Source organism: Christensenella sp. KGMB01412 (assembly GCF_055522415.1).
On sequence record NZ_JBVFVW010000001.1, the window covers coordinates 344972 to 362125 of the forward strand.

The window sequence follows — 17154 nt, forward strand, 5'->3', positions numbered from 1 at the left end:
TCATGGTTTCAGCAAGTGATGTAAAAGCCCTGCGCGAACGTTCCGGCGCGGGGATGATGGATTGTAAAAAAGCGCTTCAGGAAGCGGATGGAAATATTGAGAAGGCAAGCGAGCTTTTGAGAGAAAAAGGCCTTGCTGCCGCTGTGAAAAAAGCCGGCAGAATTGCTGCGGAAGGCGTCGTTGGTTCCTATATCCACATGGGTGGAAAAATCGGCGTTTTGGTGGAAGTGAACTGCGAGACAGACTTTGTAGCAAAGACAGACGCTTTCCAGGCCTTTGTTAAGGATATTGCAATGCACATTGCAGCTGCAAATCCGCTGTATGTTTCCGAAGAGGAAGTAGATCCCGCTGTACTGGAAAAAGAGCGTGAAATCCTGATGGCGCAGGCGTTGAATGAAGGAAAGCCTGCGAACGTCGTGGAAAAAATGGTCGAAGGCAGGATCAAGAAGTTCAAAAAAGAGATTTGCCTGCTTGACCAGCCTTTTGTAAAGGATCCGGACAAGACGGTTGCAGACCTTGTGAACGATCAGGTTGGCACGATTGGCGAAAAGATTTCGATTCGCAGATTTACGAGATATGAAATGGGCGAAGGCCTCCAGAAGAGGGAAGACGATTTCCAGAAGGAAGTTATGGAACAGGCTGGCCTTTGATTCGTTAAAATCGCTCAAAAAAGTTAGTCAAAGAGTGTTTATTTGCAAAAGCATTTAAGCACTCTTTTTTTGTATTAGTTAAGTGGCTGGATGACTAAAAAACGGTATAATAAAGCGAAAATATTGATTTATTTCAATGAGTAATTTACGCAATCATTTGTCTTTATGAACGTGCGGGGTAGTATCTAAATGACTGGCATTTCTAATCGAATTATTAGCGAAAGTATTAATTTCCCATCGGTATCACTCGTCTCTAAAGATTTTTTATTTTTCGATAATGCCAATTTACCTATATAACTTTGCAGGGAACAAAAATGGAGGGGATTTCATTCGGATGCTATCATCAAATATCTGATATACGAGATAAATAAGTGAGACTAATATGTTTTTCTGTGTTAAAATCAAATTAAAATTATTAAAGTTCTCTTGATTGATTGGATGGTATTTTTATGACAAATGATGATTTAATCAATCTTTTTGAGAATAATTACAAATACTATTTTGTTATTGTATTTAGTATTGCCCAAAATATAACAGATGCTGAAGATATATTACAAACTGCATTTCTCAAAGCCTATATAACTGATAAACAGAAAATAAAAAACGAGGATATGAAGCGTTGGTTTATTACCGTTTGTAAAAATACGGCAATTACATTTGTGATAAAGCGGGAAAAGGATATGGTCCGGGAACAGCAGTATGTGCTCGATAACGTATCGATTAAGAATGTAGAAGAAGATTCCGTTTTCACAATTATAGTTGAGGAGCAACTGAAAGATATACCACAAGAATTGATTCCGTATTTCAAGGAACTAATATTTCATGGGACTTCTATGAGACAAATATGCAAGAAATATGGTATTCCAAGAGACAAAATGCGATACTGGAAAAAATATTTAGAGAAAGCTGTAAAAAAGTTGTATTGATGATCTTGGCAGTTGTGCTTTGTATGTCAATAACTTGTATTGGCATTTGCAGCAGAGGGGCGCCAGAATCTACAGATTAAGAAGAATAAATACTCCTTATGAAAATTTGCATTTTAAGAGCAGTGCATAATTACTTTGTTCAACTATTTGTTTATAATCAAAATTTGGAACTAAAGTATCTGGTACGTCTATAGTAATTCCGTCAATCAATAACAACAATGGGATATCCTGTCTTCGTTCTACACCAGTTAAATCCTCAGCTCTTATTTCAGATATATTAAGTAATTCATCATAGCTGATATCTAAAGTATTGTCTCTAAGAAAAGCGCTGGATTCAGTATTTCCTTCGTTTGACAAAAGTAGCGTTCCTTTTGGTTTGTCGCTCTCATCAATAAATGCTGCGATTATGCCTTTTTGACCAGTATTATCAGTGGAGCAGATTTCAACTGGTTTTTCAACGAGCGTTCCTTTTCTATATTCTTCAATCCAAACCGATATCTCTTTTGTAGGTTGCGCCCATTCGTATTTGAATAGATATCGCATTCCAACATTCATTGTACTTTCTGCCAAACCATATTTCGCAAACTTATCATTCATTTCCTGTGATATATTACTTATTGGACTTATGTTCCCATCGTCTTCTTTTGTGCAAGAGAATGTAAGCAATAAAGTAAAACATAATAATAATATGACAACAATTTTTTTCATTCTATACCTCCATAATTTTAAAAGAATATGTGAAGATATGCCCCTGCTCAAAATTAGTTTGAGCAGGGGCATAATAAAGAAACTCAAATATTATTATCAAGTGTAATAGGCCAAGTGCCGGTTCCCCTTTTGAAATATACGGTGAAATTGGCTCCTAAGTTTTTGTATGAACTTGTATAAACCCAAGGAGTTACGGTTGAATAACTAAAGGTTCTTGCACCGGGAGAGGGGTATTTATCCGTACTAGATACAACCGAGCCGGTAGGGCCGGGGCCATCAGCCCCATAGGTCAATCGCTGTTTTGTCATGTATACATTACTTCCAAGGGAAGTCCCACTTCCTCCGCCTTGAACTCCACCATAACAACGAGTGATTCTGCGTGTGGCCCCCTTAGATGCGGAGCCATCTTCAAACACCACTGTCATATAAAGCTTGGCATATTTATTACCGTCCCATATTTCACGATAATTACTTCCTCTTTTTGCCAATGTTTTTCTAAGTGAAGTGGTTTCTTCAGGTGTCGTTGCAACAATGGTAACCAGTGTAGAAGTTGTTTCCTGGGTATTTGATACCTCAACAGCTTTAAACTCAACAGTCGTTCCATCGTAACTTACTAATCGAGCTTTACTAAAAAAATCGTCAGGGTTAAATTCATTTTCAAAATTTGCTTCCGCCGCAAAAGTTGTAGTTCCTAAAGAGAAAATGACAGCGATAGCTAATATTACTGATAACGCTTTTTTCATTTTGTTTCTCCTTTTTCAAAGTTAGTTTTTTGTTTTGTTTTATACACTGATTATGTACCTGCATTATTTCTATCATTTTGGCAACTGCACTAGCGTGGTTGGGATTACTTAATTTGTCCAATGGAATCACGCCCTTTCATAAATAATCTTAAATTACGTATTTACTTATATAACCTAGCCATGTAGATATTTGGGGGGTAATTATTAAATTTTTTCTTCTTAGATAGTGATTTAGACGTAATTTGTATAAAATAAGTTAAATCAGAAGAAATTATTGGCATTTACATAACAAATAAGAAATTATCTGATCGCGATTGCCGGATTTTATAGTACAATTTTAAAAGTTGCTTATCAGGAATCGCAGAACATAAAAGTGTTGAAGAACGATTCTTTATTTGGTATAATTTTAAAAGCAAACAAAGCAGTCTTACAGTGAATCAGGTAGAATAATCTGTTTAATCTGTCAGGAGTTTCTAGCAGATATCTGAAAGAAGGCTTTGCTTGTCAGAAAGCATCCAATATTCTTTATTAGGCAGAGGAGCAGGTGATTTTATGACTGACAGAATGATATGGATTCAATGCAGGATGATTGGATTTATTCGCCTCAATTCTGTGGATGACTAGATTTGCACATGGAGGGAACACATTCGTGTTCTCTTTTTTTTAGGTAAATAAACCATATGGAGGAATAACATGGAACCGAAATATAAACGTGTCATTATGAAAATCAGTGGGGAAGCGCTTTGCTCCCCGGAAAACAGGCCGCTTGATTTTGACATTATCAGCAATGTGACGGAGCAGATCATCGAGGTAGCGCAGCAGGGCGTCGAGGTTGGTATTATCGTAGGCGGCGGCAACATCTGGCGCGGTGCGCGCGTTGGCAAGCACATGGATCGGACGACAGCGGACTATATGGGTATGATGGCAACGGTAATCAACGCCCTTGCCCTGCAGGATTCTCTGGAAGAAAAGGGGCTGCAAACGCGCGTGCAGACAGCGATTGAAATGCGCCAGATTGCGGAGCCGTATATTCGAAGGAAAGCAATGAAGCATCTGGAAAAGGGAAGGGTTGTTATTTTTGCATGTGGTACGGGAAACCCTTACTTCTCCACAGATACGGCGGCGGCACTGCGCGCGGCAGAGATGGAAGTGGACCTCATTATGCTTGCAAAGAATGTGGATGCCGTGTATGACAGTGATCCGAAGGTGAATCCGAATGCAAAGCGGTTTGAGTATATCAGCTACATGGACGTAATTAACAAAGGGCTGAGCGTTATGGACAACACTGCGATTACACTTTGCATGGATAATAAGATACCGATCATCGTATTTGGCGTAAATGAACAAAACAGTATCAGGCGCGTTGTAAACGGTGAGGAAATCGGCACGCTGATCAAATAGTTCGTCAAAATAAGGCGAAGTAAGGATTGAGTTTTGAAGTATTTTGCTATACAATATATGGTAGATTAAGAATGCAGCCATTTTTATAAAAATCTGAAAATGATGAAAGGAATGAGTGGTTATGCAAATTAAACATGAGGCTTTGGAAGTGGCCGAAACAAAGATGGATAAAACGCTGGGCGTTTTAAGAAAAGAGTTGGTTAGTATCCGTGCGGGGAGGGCGAACGCACAGCTTCTCGACGGAATTATGGTCGATTATTACGGTACGCCGACACCGATCAACCAGGTCGGAAATATTGCTGCGCCAGAGCCAAGGCTTTTGACAATTTCGCTTTGGGATGCGAGCATGCTTCACGAGGTTGAAAAAGCAATCCAGGCTTCTGACCTTGGAATCAATCCGGCCAATGACGGAAAGATCATCCGTCTTGCTTTCCCGGAGATTACAGGCGAAAAACGCCAGGAGCTTGTCAAACTGGCAAAGAAACGGGCGGAGGAAGCCAAAATAGCGATCCGTTCCATTCGCCGTGACGCAAATGAAGCGTTTAAAAAAGACAAAAAGGCCAGTGTTGTAACCGAGGATGATTTTGATATTCTGGAGAAAGAAATACAGACGCTGACGGATAAGAAAATCAAGGAAGCGGATGAAATACTCGCGGCGAAGGAAAAGGAAATCACAGAAATATGACGGAGCTTCTTGGCCTGCCGCTCAATGAGGCGGTATCCATATTGGAAAGGAAACATCAGCCATATGATGTCAAAATGTATTATTCCTATAAGCCTTCGGATGATGTGGATTCTCGGCGGGTTATCCGTGTGAAGGAAACAGGCGGGGTTTATGAGCTTGTTGTGAGTGAATTTAAGACAAAGGTGAATAAGACGTCTCAGGGCTGATGCCTTGGGACGCAATTTTTAAAAAGAGATTTTGAGGAGAAATTACATTGGGGTTGTTTTCGAAAAAACGTTCGGCTGAATTGACAGAGCTTGATTTACATAAGCTGCCAAGGCATGTTGCCGTCATCATGGATGGGAATGGCAGGTGGGCAAAAAAGCGCATGATGCCGAGGGTAGCCGGGCATCGCGCGGGCATGAGCAAGGTTAAAACAATCATCCGCATGAGCAGCGATATCGGAATCAAATATTTAACGCTTTATGCGTTTTCTACAGAGAACTGGAAGCGGCCCAAGGAGGAAGTCGGCGCTCTTATGGGGCTGTTGATCGAGTATTTACAGCGCGAGCTTGACGAGATGCACGAACGAAACGTTATTTTTAATACGATTGGCGATATCACCAAACTTCCGCAGCCGGTGATCGAAGTGCTTGAAAACGCGAAAAAAAAGACGAAAAACAATACCGGGCTTACGCTTAATATTGCGCTGAATTATGGTTCGCGCACAGAAATAGCACAGGCAGTGAGAAGCATAGCGCAGGAAACAAAGGACGGAAAAATTGCTGTTGATGAGATTGATGAGCAAATGATTTCTGATCATCTGGAAACCTCAGGACAGCCGGATCCGGACTTTATGATCCGCACGAGCGGCGAAGAGCGGCTATCCAATTATCTGCTTTACCAGCTGGCTTATGCAGAGTTTTATTTTACGCCGGTTTATTGGCCGGACTTCGATGAAAAAGAATATGAAACCGCTTTGATCGAATATCAAAACAGACAGCGCCGTTATGGCGGACTGTAAGGAGAATATATGGGAAAAAGGATACTTGTTGCAATCCCAATCGTAATCATTGTTGCCCTCGCCGTTTTTTTACAGGGGTGGGTGCTTGCCGTTTTTGTGGCGGCTCTTGCATGTATGTGCCAGTATGAAATCGTACGGGCAATGGACTCGAATGGAAAGCCTGTCGTTAAAACAATGAGTTTCATTTTTACGGGCATTTTGGCGTTGCTTTTCCTGCTGACTTATCAGCAGAATTTTGAATATTACAGCTTTACATGGCTGACGCCGACGGTTGTAATTGCTTTGTTCGTGATCCTTATTATGGCGACTTTCATTGTGGCAATGTTTTCCAAAAAGCACACGATAGAAAGCGTATCGAATACGATTTTTACGTTTGTGTATCCGCAAATGTTTTTTATTTTATTCTATTTTTTGATTCTGAATGTCCCTGCCCAGCAAACGGGAGCGGAATGGTTTCCGGGGGTGATGCTGACAGACCGGTATATTCGCACATTAATCCTTTTGCTGATGGTGTTCCTTCCGGCAATGTTTTCGGATACGGTTGCATATTTTATTGGGAAAGCTTTTGGGAAGACAAAGCTTTGTCCGTCTATCAGTCCGAAAAAAACTGTGGCCGGGTGCGTCGCGGGAATTGTTGGCGGGGTAATTGCAGCGGTGCTGATCTGGCTGATTTTTGATAATATGGTCTATATTGCGGGGCATTATATTGAACTGCAACCGTTTATCAATTATGCAATCTCCGGCGCGGTGCTTGCGATTATTTCCCAGTTTGGTGATCTTTCCGCTTCGTTCATAAAGCGTTCACTGAATATTAAGGATTTTGGCAAGATTTTGCCGGGGCACGGTGGTATAGTAGACAGGATGGATAGCGTATTGTTTTGCATTCCCGTCGTATTTTTGATTTCAACGATGATGTTTATCTGACTTTAGGAGTTTATAGGTTGAAGAAATTATCGATACTCGGCGTGACCGGTTCTGTGGGACAGCAGACTGTGGACACGGTGAGGCAATATCAGGATGAAATGAAAGTTGTTTGTATCTCTGCACACAGGGATATAGAGCAGCTTGCAAGGATAGCAAACGAGCTGCAGCCGGAGTATGTGGCGATCACCGGAACGGATGCTGGCACCGCTGAGCTTGAGGCAATGCTGTGCTATGACGCGAAGGTGCTTAGTGGGAAAACTGCGCTTGTGGATGCCTGCACAGCAGGGGAGCCTGACATGGTGGCTCTTTCCGTGCTTGGGATTGCAGGGCTGCCGGCATTTGAAGAGTGCCTGAAAAAGAAGATACCGGTGGCGCTTTCCAACAAGGAATCGCTTGTTTGCGGCGGGCAGGTCGTAAGGGATATGATCGACCGTACGGGAACGCTCGTATTGCCTGTGGATAGCGAGCATTCGGCAATTTTTCAATGTCTGAATAATTGTTATGATGTCTCTGAGGTAAGTAAGCTATGGATTACGGCGTCTGGCGGGCCGTTTTTGAATTGGACAAAGGAACAAATAGATCATGCGCCGCTTGAAAAAGCCCTCAGGCATCCCAAGTGGTCGATGGGGCAGAAAATAACGATTGATTCCGCGTCCCTTGCAAATAAAGGGCTGGAAGTGATTGAAGCGCATTTTATGTACCGGATGCCTGTGGATCGAATCAAGGTGCTTGTACATCCGCAAAGCCTGATACATTCCATGGTTGAATGGAAAGACGGTTCTGTGACGGCGCAGCTTGGACCGGTGGATATGCGTATGCCTATCCAAAAAGCGCTTTTGTACCCGCAGATGTTTGAAAATCCAACCATCGAGCCTCTTGATTTTTACGAAATCAGCAAGCTGGAGTTTATCAAGCCGGATTTTGAGCAGTTTCCGTGTTTAAGGCTTGCATACGACGCAATCGAAACGTCGACGACGGCAGTTTATAATACGGCAAATGAAGTGGCAGTGGATTATTTCCTGCGGGGACGCATGGAATTTTACAGGATTTATGAGATTATCCACGAGAGTATGCAGAAATTTTGCGGTATCCGGCCGCAAAGCGTTGCGGAAATCATGGAGCTTGATACAGACGTCCGAAAGTATGCGCAAAGTATGCTTTCGGACGATTCGGGAGGAAAATAGTTGCAGATTGTAATCAGCATTGTCGTAACATTATTGGTGCTGACGGGGCTTGTTGTAGCGCATGAGTTCGGACACTATATTGTTGCGAAAAAACGTGGAATTAAGGTCGCAGAATTTGCGATTGGCTTTGGGCCCAAACTAATTAAATGGCGCCGGAATGAAACAGAGTTTTCGATTCGACCTTTTTTTATCGGAGGATTTAACCGGTTTGCAGATGATGAGGAAAAGGATCCTGTTCCGGGAGATTTTCGTGCGGCTTCGCTGAAGAGCCGTTTCCTGACAATCATCGCGGGGCCGGCAATGAATGTAATTGTAGCGGTTATCCTGTCGGTTGTTGTACTGATGGCTGCCGGGACGAACCAGATTGCCGTTCACAGCGTGAGCGCAGATTCTCCTGCGGCGCAGGCGGGAATACAGGAAGGCGATATCGTAAAAAGCTACAATGGCGTGGATATCCAATTACAGTACGATTGGCAGGATGCGATTGGAAAACAAAAAACGGGCGACAGCCTGCCGCTTGTTATCGAGCGGGATGGAAAGGAAATGTCGCTCAATGTTCCATACATGCAAAATGAAGATGGACAGAAGCTCATCGGGATTGAGGTGAATCCTTATGGACCAATTAAAACCTTCAATTTTTTTGAAGCGATAGGTCTCAGTTTTAAGTGGCTTTTCATGGTGACGAGGGAGATGCTGCAGTCCCTGGGCCAGTTGTTCTTCATGGGGCAGGGGATTGAAAACATGGCGGGTATCGTCGGAGTGACACAAATGGTGGGAACCGTCGCCATATCAGGCGGTTTTTACAGCGTGCTGTCGTTATCTGCCCTTTTGAGCGTGAATCTTGCAATCGTCAATCTTTTGCCGATTCCTGCGCTCGATGGAGGAAAGATCGTGCTTTACGCTGTGGAAGGAGTTCGGAAAAAGCCTGCTTCTCCAAAGGTGGAAGGCGCACTGAATATGATTGGAATGGTCCTGATATTTGGACTTGCAATTTTCCTGGTGTTTCAGGATATACACCGAATGCTGGTTTAGCTGGTGAAAGGAATGAGACGATGAAAACAAGGGAAGTCAATGTCGGCGGCGTTTGTATCGGCGGGAAAAATCCGATTGCGATCCAATCCATGACAAATACGGACACAAAGGACGCCCGCGCGACGATAGCGCAGATTAAGGAACTCGAAAAAGCAGGATGTGAGATCGTACGGTGCGCCGTATACGACGAAGAGTGCGCGGCTGCGCTCAGAGAGGTCAGAGAGCAGATTTCTATTCCGCTGGTAGCAGATGTACATTTTGATGCTATGGTGGCAGTCGCAGCGATTGAGAATGGCGTCGACAAAATCCGTATCAACCCGGGCAATATTGGAGGAGCAGATAAAATTGCGCTTGTCGTGGACGCTGCAAAAGCGCATCATATTCCGATCAGGGTAGGAGCGAATGCAGGCTCGCTCTCAAAAGAAATGCTGGAGCGCTTTGGAGGCCCTACCGCGCAGGCGCTTGTGGAAAGTGCGATTAACAATATCCGCATTTTGGAGCGGGCGCATTTTGAGGACATTGTGGTTTCTATAAAATCATCGAATGTTCCGGTATGCGTGGAGGCCTATCGCAGTATTTCAAGAAAAGTGAACTATCCGCTGCATCTTGGAGTAACGGAAGCCGGAACCTATAAAATGGCGGTTATTAAATCGTCGATTGCGCTTGGCGCGTTGATTCTGGATGGAATTGGGGATACGATCAGGGTATCGATCACAGGCGATCCAGTGCAGGAAGTTTATGCTGCAAAGGATATTTTGAAAAGCTGCGGACTGCGGGAAACAGGCGTGGAGATTATATCATGCCCGACCTGCGGAAGATGCACGATAGATATTGAAAAAATTGCCGCAAATGTGGAACGTTTTACGCAAAATATAGATATCCCCATTAAAATTGCAGTAATGGGGTGCGCTGTGAACGGCCCGGGCGAGGCGCGCGAGGCAGACATTGGCATCGCTGGCGGAAGAGGGGAAGGGCTCCTGTTTTCGCACGGAAAGGTTATCAAAAAAGTAGATGAATTCGACATACTTCCAGAGCTGAGGCGTATGATTCTGGAACTGGTTGACGAAAGGAAAAACGAAAAGTGAACGCTCTCATAAACGATTTGACAAAAGTGCTGGACAAAATCAAAAAAAACAATCGTTTTCAGGATTTGATTGAATTTGACCGGGTTGAATTACTTTCAGACGAGGGAGCCTTGGAAGCATTTTTCAAAACCTCAAAACATCTTTCCCCCGTTGAGTTTATAAAAATAAGGGAAGAGCTTTCAAAAGAATGCAACAAAAAAGTAAAAATATCCCTTGACCAGTCTGGATATGCGCAGGAGCTGCGTGAAAACAGCGTGTCTCTCGAGCAGCATTTGAAGGACTTTTTGATCCTTTCAGAGCCAACGGTCATGCCCTTTGTAAAGGGCGCGCAGATTACGCTTAAGGATAACCTTCTTGAAATTGTTTTTGAGACAGAAATGGGCGAGAATATTTTCGGTGTGATGAATCTGGGACGATTGGCGGAAAGGTTTCTTTGTGATACCTACGGAATTCAGGTTGCTGCCCGGACGACGGTGTCAGGGGAAGCAAAGAGTGAGTATGAGCCGTCCGGCGAAGTGCAGGACGCGATTGCAACTCCCGTAGCGTCTGAGAGCAGGCATGCAAAACGGTCTGTTATGTTTTCCGCGCCGCCGCCGGACGAGGCGCCACCGGAGACAGAAGCGGATGCGACAGGCGGCATTCCGGAAAGTACGGCGAGGCCTGCCGCACGCATGGAGCGAAGCGCAGGAACTGCTGCGCTTACAAAGATTTGCGATTTACAGGTGGATACCCGCAGCACGATTGAGGGCGAGGTCGTTTTTACTGAGGACAAGGAACTCAAAAACGGCGAGCTTATAAAACATAAATTTGTATTGAGCGATTATACATCAAGCATTACCTGTTTTTTCCTTGAAAGCAGCAAATACAGAACCAAGCTTACCGCACCCCAAAAAGGCCAGTGGGTTGTTGTTACAGGACTTTGTGCGGATGACACCTTCGAACATGAAAAAACGGTCAAAGCACAAAAAATCGAAAAATCCAACCACAAGGACAGGCAGGATAATGCCGAGGTGAAGCGCGTTGAGCTCCATACGCATACGCAGATGTCTGCGCAGGATGGTGTTTCGGACGTGAAAAAGATTGTAGCGCGTGCGGCGCAATGGGGGCACAAAGCAATCGCAATTACGGATCACGGCGTGGTGCAGGCTTTTCCGGACGCTGCCAACGCAGCAAAGGCGAATGGAATACATCTCATATATGGCGTAGAAGCGTATATGATCGACGATACGAAAAAAATATATGACTCCAACCAGGCAAAAAAATTTGAAGACGAGTACGTTGTATTTGATATTGAGACGACCGGACTTTCCCATATTAACTGCGATATCACTGAAATCGGTGCTGTGCGTGTGCAAAACGGCGAAATTACGGACCGTTTCCAGACGTTTGTAAAACCGTCAAAGCCGATTCCGCCTAAAATCGTTTCATTGACGGGAATCACGGACGATATGGTAAAGGACGCGCCGCTTCCCGAGCAGGCTCTGGCCGAATTGAAAGAATTTTGCGGGGACGACTCCGTATTGGTGGCGCACAATTCTGATTTTGATACGAAGTTCATATTCCATAAATCAAAGGCGTTTGGGATAACCTATCAGAACAAGGTAGTGGATTCGCTTGCGTTGTGCAGGCTTGCTTTTCCACGGCTGAAAAACCATAAACTCAATACGGTAGCGGCACATCTTCGTATTCCGCTTGAGCATCACAGGGCTGTAAACGACGCAATTTGTACGGCAAAAATAATGCTGGAATGCTTTGATGAATTCCGTAAGCTCGGCGCGGAGGATATGCAGGGGGTAAACAACCTCTTTTTGGAGAACAGCAATGGCAAAAGTGCCAAGACTTACCACACGATTATATTGTGTAAAAATAAGCGGGGACTGCGCAATCTCTATAAATTGATATCCCATGCGCATCTGGATTATTTTTACCGCAAACCCCGAATGCCAAAAAGCCTGATTGAAGAGCACAGGGAGGGCCTTATAATCGGCTCTGCCTGTGAGGCTGGCGAGCTTTACCAGGCGCTTCTTGCGGGGGCGGGCGAGAAGAAGCTCGAGCAAATCGCGTCCTTTTATGATTATTTGGAAATACAACCCGTCGCAAACAACGAGTTTATGGTTAAGCAGGGAATCCTTGCAAGCACGCAGGACATACGCCAGTGCAATAAGCGGATTGTGGAGCTGGGGAAAAAGCTTGGCAAGCTTGTTGTGGCGACCTGCGACGTTCACTTTCTGGATCCGCACGAAGAATATTTTCGCCGTATTATTTTCCAGATACAGGGCTATGACGATACACAGCAGGCCCCGCTTTATTTGCGTACGACAGATGAAATGCTCAAGGAGTTTGCCTATCTGGGAGAAGAAACGGCCTTTGAAGTTGTTGTAGAGAACTCCAATAAGATTGCGGACATGACGGAAGAAATCGAACTTTTTCAGTCGGAGACGGCAATGCCGAGCATTGAAGGCGCATCTGAAAAAATAACGGAGCTTGCGTTTAAAACGGCAAAGGAAAAATATGGAGATCCTCTCCCGGAGATGATTGAGGCAAGGCTAAAACGCGAACTGGACTCAATCGTTGGACATGGATTTTCCGTCCTTTATTACAGCGCCCACAGGCTTGTAAAAAAATCGAACGAAGACGGTTATCTGGTTGGTTCAAGGGGATCGGTTGGTTCCAGCCTTGCGGCAACCATGACGGGTATTACGGAGGTAAATCCATTGCCGCCGCATTATGTATGCCCGAACTGCAAGCATTCGGATTTCAATGTCGATAAGGAAAAGTATCCTTCAGGCGTTGATTTGCCGGATGCGAAGTGCCCGAAGTGCGGGACGCAGTATTTGAAAGACGGATATGATATCCCGTTTGAGGTATTCCTTGGAATCGACGCAGACAAGGTGCCTGATATTGACCTGAACTTTTCCGGTGAATATCAGCCTGTCGCGCATAAATACACGGAGGTTTTGTTTGGAAAAGGCCACGTCTTCCGGGCAGGAACGATCAGCGCGGTCAAAGATAAAATTGCCTATGGCTACGTCAAAAAATTTCTGGAGCAAACGGGCACCTATGCGAATGAAGCGGAAATAAACCGCTTGGTGCAAGGCGTTTCCGGTGTGAAAAAGACCACAGGGCAGCATCCGGGAGGCATTGTTATTGTCCCCAAAGAAATGGAAGTATATGATTTTACGCCGGTGCAAAAGCCTGCGGATTCTGCGGATGCCGAGTGGGTTACGACGCATTTTGATTTCAACTCCATGCACGACATCCTGATCAAGCTGGATATCCTCGGCCATGATGTTCCTACCATCATAAGGCTGTTGCAGGACGCCACCGGTATCGATCCGCTGACAATACCGCTTGACGACCAGCCCACGATGAAGCTTTTCTCCGGGCTGGAGCCGCTTGGCCTCAAATCAAAGGATTTGCTTGGGATCCAGACGGGTACGCTGGGCATTCCGGAATTTGGCACAAAGTTCGTACGGCAAATGCTGATGGATACCAAGCCAACGACAATGTCGGAAATCGTTCGTATCAGCGGGCTCTCCCATGGTACGGACGTATGGCTGGGAAACGCGCAGGACCTGATTAAGGCGGGCACATGCACCCTGAAGGAAGCCATTTGTACCCGCGATGATATTATGAACTATCTGGTGGACAGGGGCGTGGAAAAGCGCATGGCATTTTTCATTATGGAGGCGACCAGAAAAGGAAAGATCGCAAAGAACGGTTTTTCGGAGGATATGCAAAAAGCGCTTGACGACGCGCATATCGCAGACTGGTTTGTGGAATCGTGTAAAAAGATCAAATACATGTTCCCAAAAGCGCATGCGGTTGCTTATGTCATTATGGCTTATCGCATCGCATATTGTAAGGTACATTATCCGCAAGCCTTCTATTCCTCTTATTTCACAGTTCGTTCAGGCGATTTTGACGCGTCTTACGTCGCCGGCGGGCTCGATGATATTAAGAAAAACTGGCAGATGCTGGAAAGCAATGGAAATGCGACCGCGAATGAAAAGAATATGGCGACCATGCTTGAAGTAGCGTGCGAGATGTATCTGAGGGGCATTCACTTTTTGCCGGTAGATCTCGAAAAATCCGACGCGGAGAAATTTTTGATTGAAGAAGGGGGGCTGCGGCTTCCGTTCCTTTCCATTCCAAAGCTTGGCGGTAACGCTGCCGCGAAGGTTGTGGAAGAACGCGAGCGGGGCGCATTTTTATCGATAGAAGACCTTCGCAAACGCGCAAAGCTTTCGTCCTCCGTCATCGAAGAAATGCAGAAAATGGGAACGCTTACCGGATTATCGCAGACCAACCAGCTGAGTTTGTTTGATTTTTAATCGAATAAAACAGTTGTAATTGACTATTCGCCGATGCGGCTATATAATATATAAGTGAGTTTTTAGCTGCAATAGAGGGGAAACGTTGTTTTTTATTATTGCGTAAGCATTCAGCTGCCTGTGCGCAAAAGGCGTGCGTGTAGCTGAATTTTCACTGCGGGCAAAGGCTTGATTTTTGTCTGACAATCAAAATAGGAGGGAACAATTGATGAAGAAACGAAGCTTAGTTGGAATTATCGTTACGTTCATACTGATCGCTTTGTTGTGTTTTGTTGTCATCAACGGTTTCGATGTTGGGATTTATGAAATCAGGCCACTGAATGGTATCCAACAGGGACTGGACTTAACCGGCGGAGTTTATACCGTCTATCAGGCGCAGGATACGTCTGTAGATGATTTTGACAGCAAGATGGATGGTGCGATGCTTATTTTCAGGGACCGCCTTGATGCGAAGGGATTTACGGAGGCGACCGTAACCAAACAGGGAAACGATAAGATTCGTGTGGAAATCCCGATCAACGCCACAAGTGAGATGCAGGATCCGAATGAGGTGGCCGCATTTATTGGTACACCGGCAAAGCTGGAGTTTGTAGATCCGAACGGCGATACGATTTTTGATGGAAGCAAGATCAAAAGCGCACAGGCCGGACAGGACTCGCAAACCCAGAAATATATCGTCAGCTTTGAACTGGACGAAGAAGGCGCGAAGCTTTTTGCGGATGCAACCACAACATTTTTAGGGCAGAATATTTCGATTACGGTTGATGGAGAAACGATTTCCACGGCAACCGTGCAGTCCATCATTGCAGGCGGGAAGGGCCAGATTTCAGGCAACTTTACCCTGGAAGAAGCGCAAAACCTTGCGATGCAAATTGAAAGTGGCGCGTTGCCTCTTGAAATGAATGAAATCGAGGTGCGTTCCATCAGTGCAACGCTTGGATATGGCGCGCTGCAAAACAGCATTTATGCGGGTATCATCGGTCTGATCATACTGTTTGCGTTTATATTGATCTATTACAGGTTGCCGGGACTTACGGCATGTATGGCGCTTTTGGTATATATTTGCTTTGTAATGCTGCTTTTGGCAAGCGTTCCGGGCGTGCAGCTTACGCTCCCGGGCATTGCGGGTATCATACTTGGTATCGGTATGGCGGTCGATGCGAACGTCATTATATTCGAGCGCTTTAAAGAAGAATTCCGGACAGGCAAGACCTTGAGGACTTCGTTTAACGCGGGTTTCCAAAAAGCGTTTGTGACAATCCTCGATTCGAACGTTACGACGCTCATCTGCGCGATTGTGCTTGCCGTATTTGGAACGGGTACGCTTAAGAGCTTCGCTTACACGCTGATTATCAGTATCATCGTATCGATGATATCGGCGCTCTTGATTACCAAAGGAATACTTAAGATGTTTATCAACCTTAACATCAAAAATCCAAATGTGTTTATGGCGAAAGCAAAGCAAATCAGGGAAGCGGCAAAGGCTGCCAGGGAAGGGGGAAATGCGTAATGAAAATCACGAAACATTTCAAAAAATTCCTGATCCTTCCGATTGCGATCATTGTACTGGGTATCGTGTTTGGCTTTGTGAATGGAGGCCTTAACCTCGGTATTGACTTTACGGGCGGCAGTATAATCACCATTGACATGAAGGGCGAATTCGATACCAATGTGGTTGAGGATGCGCTTAAAAATAACGGAATGGGAGATTCGCCGATTGTAAAAGCCGGCGACGGCTATACGCAGGCGGAAATCCGTATGCGTGACTTAAACGATGAAGAGCTCCAGTCCACGACAAACGACGCAATCCTTGCGGATCTGCAAACCACTTATCCTGACGCGGAAATCGTAACGGTAGATAAGGTGGGCGGCGTGGCAAGCAGCGAACTTGTACGAAACGCATTTCTTGCGGTTGCAGTAGCATGTGGATTGATGCTGATTTATATTTGGATCAGGTTCCAGCTTTATAATGGTATCAGCGCAGTTATTATGCTGATTCATGACGTGGGAATCATGATTGCGATCATGTGCATTATGCAAATACAGATCAACAGTGCGTTTATTGCGGCGTGCCTTACAATCGTCGGCTATTCGATTAACAATACGATTGTTATTTTTGACAGAGTGCGTGATAATCTGACAATAGCAGGTGTAAAAAAGCTGCCAAGGCCGGAGATAGCGGACATCAGCATCAAGGAGACGCTCACGAGGACAATGAACACCTCCATAACGACGCTGATTATGATCGTATGCCTTTATATTTTTGGCGTACCGGCCATCAAGGAATTTTCCTTCCCGATCATCGTCGGACTGTTGGCAGGCGTTTATTCGTCCGTATTCCTCGCGGCTCCGATGTGGGCGCTTATGGCAGACCGTTTTGATAAAAAACAAAATCAGGCAAAGGCAAGCGGAAACAAGAAAAAGAAAAAGGCGCAGAAAAAGCCTGCGAAAGCATGATTCTGCGGATTTGCTTGTATAT

At 44.9% G+C, this 17154-nt stretch carries 15 protein-coding genes; 13 read left to right on the forward strand and 2 right to left on the reverse strand.

Annotation, left to right across the window (positions count from 1 at the left end; all coding sequences use genetic code 11):
- The first annotated feature begins 2 nt into the window (after nt 1-2).
- Nucleotides 3-650, forward strand: coding sequence for a translation elongation factor Ts (tsf, locus tag ACS5WU_RS01680; protein WP_046444639.1), 648 nt, complete (start codon nt 3-5; stop codon nt 648-650).
- 449 nt (nt 651-1099) lie between these two features.
- Nucleotides 1100-1576 carry a sigma-70 family RNA polymerase sigma factor gene (locus ACS5WU_RS01685; protein ID WP_302760942.1) on the forward strand — a complete coding sequence of 159 codons (477 nt, stop codon included), beginning with the start codon at nt 1100-1102 and terminating at the stop codon, nt 1574-1576.
- Between the two features lie 96 nt (nt 1577-1672).
- On the opposite strand, the gene ACS5WU_RS01690 is transcribed toward ACS5WU_RS01685, so the two are convergent.
- On the reverse strand, nt 1673-2284 hold the full coding sequence (locus tag ACS5WU_RS01690) for a hypothetical protein (RefSeq protein WP_302760940.1): 612 nt from the start codon (nt 2282-2284) through the stop codon (nt 1673-1675).
- A gap of 83 nt (nt 2285-2367) precedes the next feature.
- Nucleotides 2368-3027, reverse strand: a complete 660-nt coding sequence (locus ACS5WU_RS01695) for a hypothetical protein (protein ID WP_302760938.1) — start codon at nt 3025-3027, stop codon at nt 2368-2370.
- A gap of 693 nt (nt 3028-3720) precedes the next feature.
- Between ACS5WU_RS01695 and pyrH the strand changes: the two genes are divergently transcribed.
- The 11 genes from pyrH (at nt 3721) to secF (ending at nt 17132) form a co-directional block, all read left to right on the forward strand.
- Nucleotides 3721-4428: a UMP kinase gene (gene pyrH / locus ACS5WU_RS01700; RefSeq protein ID WP_046444643.1), complete on the forward strand. Its 708-nt coding sequence runs from the start codon at nt 3721-3723 to the stop codon at nt 4426-4428.
- Between the two features lie 121 nt (nt 4429-4549).
- Nucleotides 4550-5113 carry a ribosome recycling factor gene (frr, locus tag ACS5WU_RS01705; RefSeq protein ID WP_046444644.1) on the forward strand — a complete coding sequence of 188 codons (564 nt, stop codon included), beginning with the start codon at nt 4550-4552 and terminating at the stop codon, nt 5111-5113.
- Nucleotides 5110-5319, forward strand: a complete 210-nt coding sequence (locus ACS5WU_RS01710) for a hypothetical protein (RefSeq protein WP_046444645.1) — start codon at nt 5110-5112, stop codon at nt 5317-5319. Before frr ends, ACS5WU_RS01710 begins: the two co-directional genes overlap by 4 nt.
- A 47-nt stretch (nt 5320-5366) precedes the next feature.
- Entirely contained in the window at nt 5367-6116 is a 750-nt protein-coding gene (locus ACS5WU_RS01715) for an isoprenyl transferase (protein WP_059108599.1), read from the forward strand.
- Between the two features lie 9 nt (nt 6117-6125).
- Nucleotides 6126-7040 (forward strand): phosphatidate cytidylyltransferase, encoded by a 915-nt coding sequence (locus ACS5WU_RS01720; protein ID WP_052740613.1) that lies wholly within the window; start codon nt 6126-6128, stop codon nt 7038-7040.
- A 17-nt stretch (nt 7041-7057) separates the two neighbouring features.
- Nucleotides 7058-8224, forward strand: coding sequence for a 1-deoxy-D-xylulose-5-phosphate reductoisomerase (gene dxr, locus ACS5WU_RS01725; RefSeq protein ID WP_302761023.1), 1167 nt, complete (start codon nt 7058-7060; stop codon nt 8222-8224).
- Nucleotides 8225-9256, forward strand: coding sequence for a M50 family metallopeptidase (locus ACS5WU_RS01730; protein WP_046444648.1), 1032 nt, complete (start codon nt 8225-8227; stop codon nt 9254-9256).
- A gap of 20 nt (nt 9257-9276) precedes the next feature.
- Nucleotides 9277-10341, forward strand: a complete 1065-nt coding sequence (gene ispG, locus ACS5WU_RS01735; RefSeq protein WP_302761021.1) for a flavodoxin-dependent (E)-4-hydroxy-3-methylbut-2-enyl-diphosphate synthase — start codon at nt 9277-9279, stop codon at nt 10339-10341.
- Entirely contained in the window at nt 10338-14675 is a 4338-nt protein-coding gene (locus tag ACS5WU_RS01740; RefSeq protein WP_465088901.1) for a PolC-type DNA polymerase III, read from the forward strand. Before ispG ends, ACS5WU_RS01740 begins: the two co-directional genes overlap by 4 nt.
- 208 nt (nt 14676-14883) lie before the next feature.
- Nucleotides 14884-16185: a protein translocase subunit SecD gene (gene secD / locus ACS5WU_RS01745; RefSeq protein WP_046444650.1), complete on the forward strand. Its 1302-nt coding sequence runs from the start codon at nt 14884-14886 to the stop codon at nt 16183-16185.
- Nucleotides 16185-17132 (forward strand): protein translocase subunit SecF, encoded by a 948-nt coding sequence (gene secF / locus ACS5WU_RS01750; RefSeq protein WP_046444651.1) that lies wholly within the window; start codon nt 16185-16187, stop codon nt 17130-17132. The genes secD and secF overlap by 1 nt, the downstream gene beginning before the upstream one ends.
- Nucleotides 17133-17154: the final 22 nt, after the last annotated feature.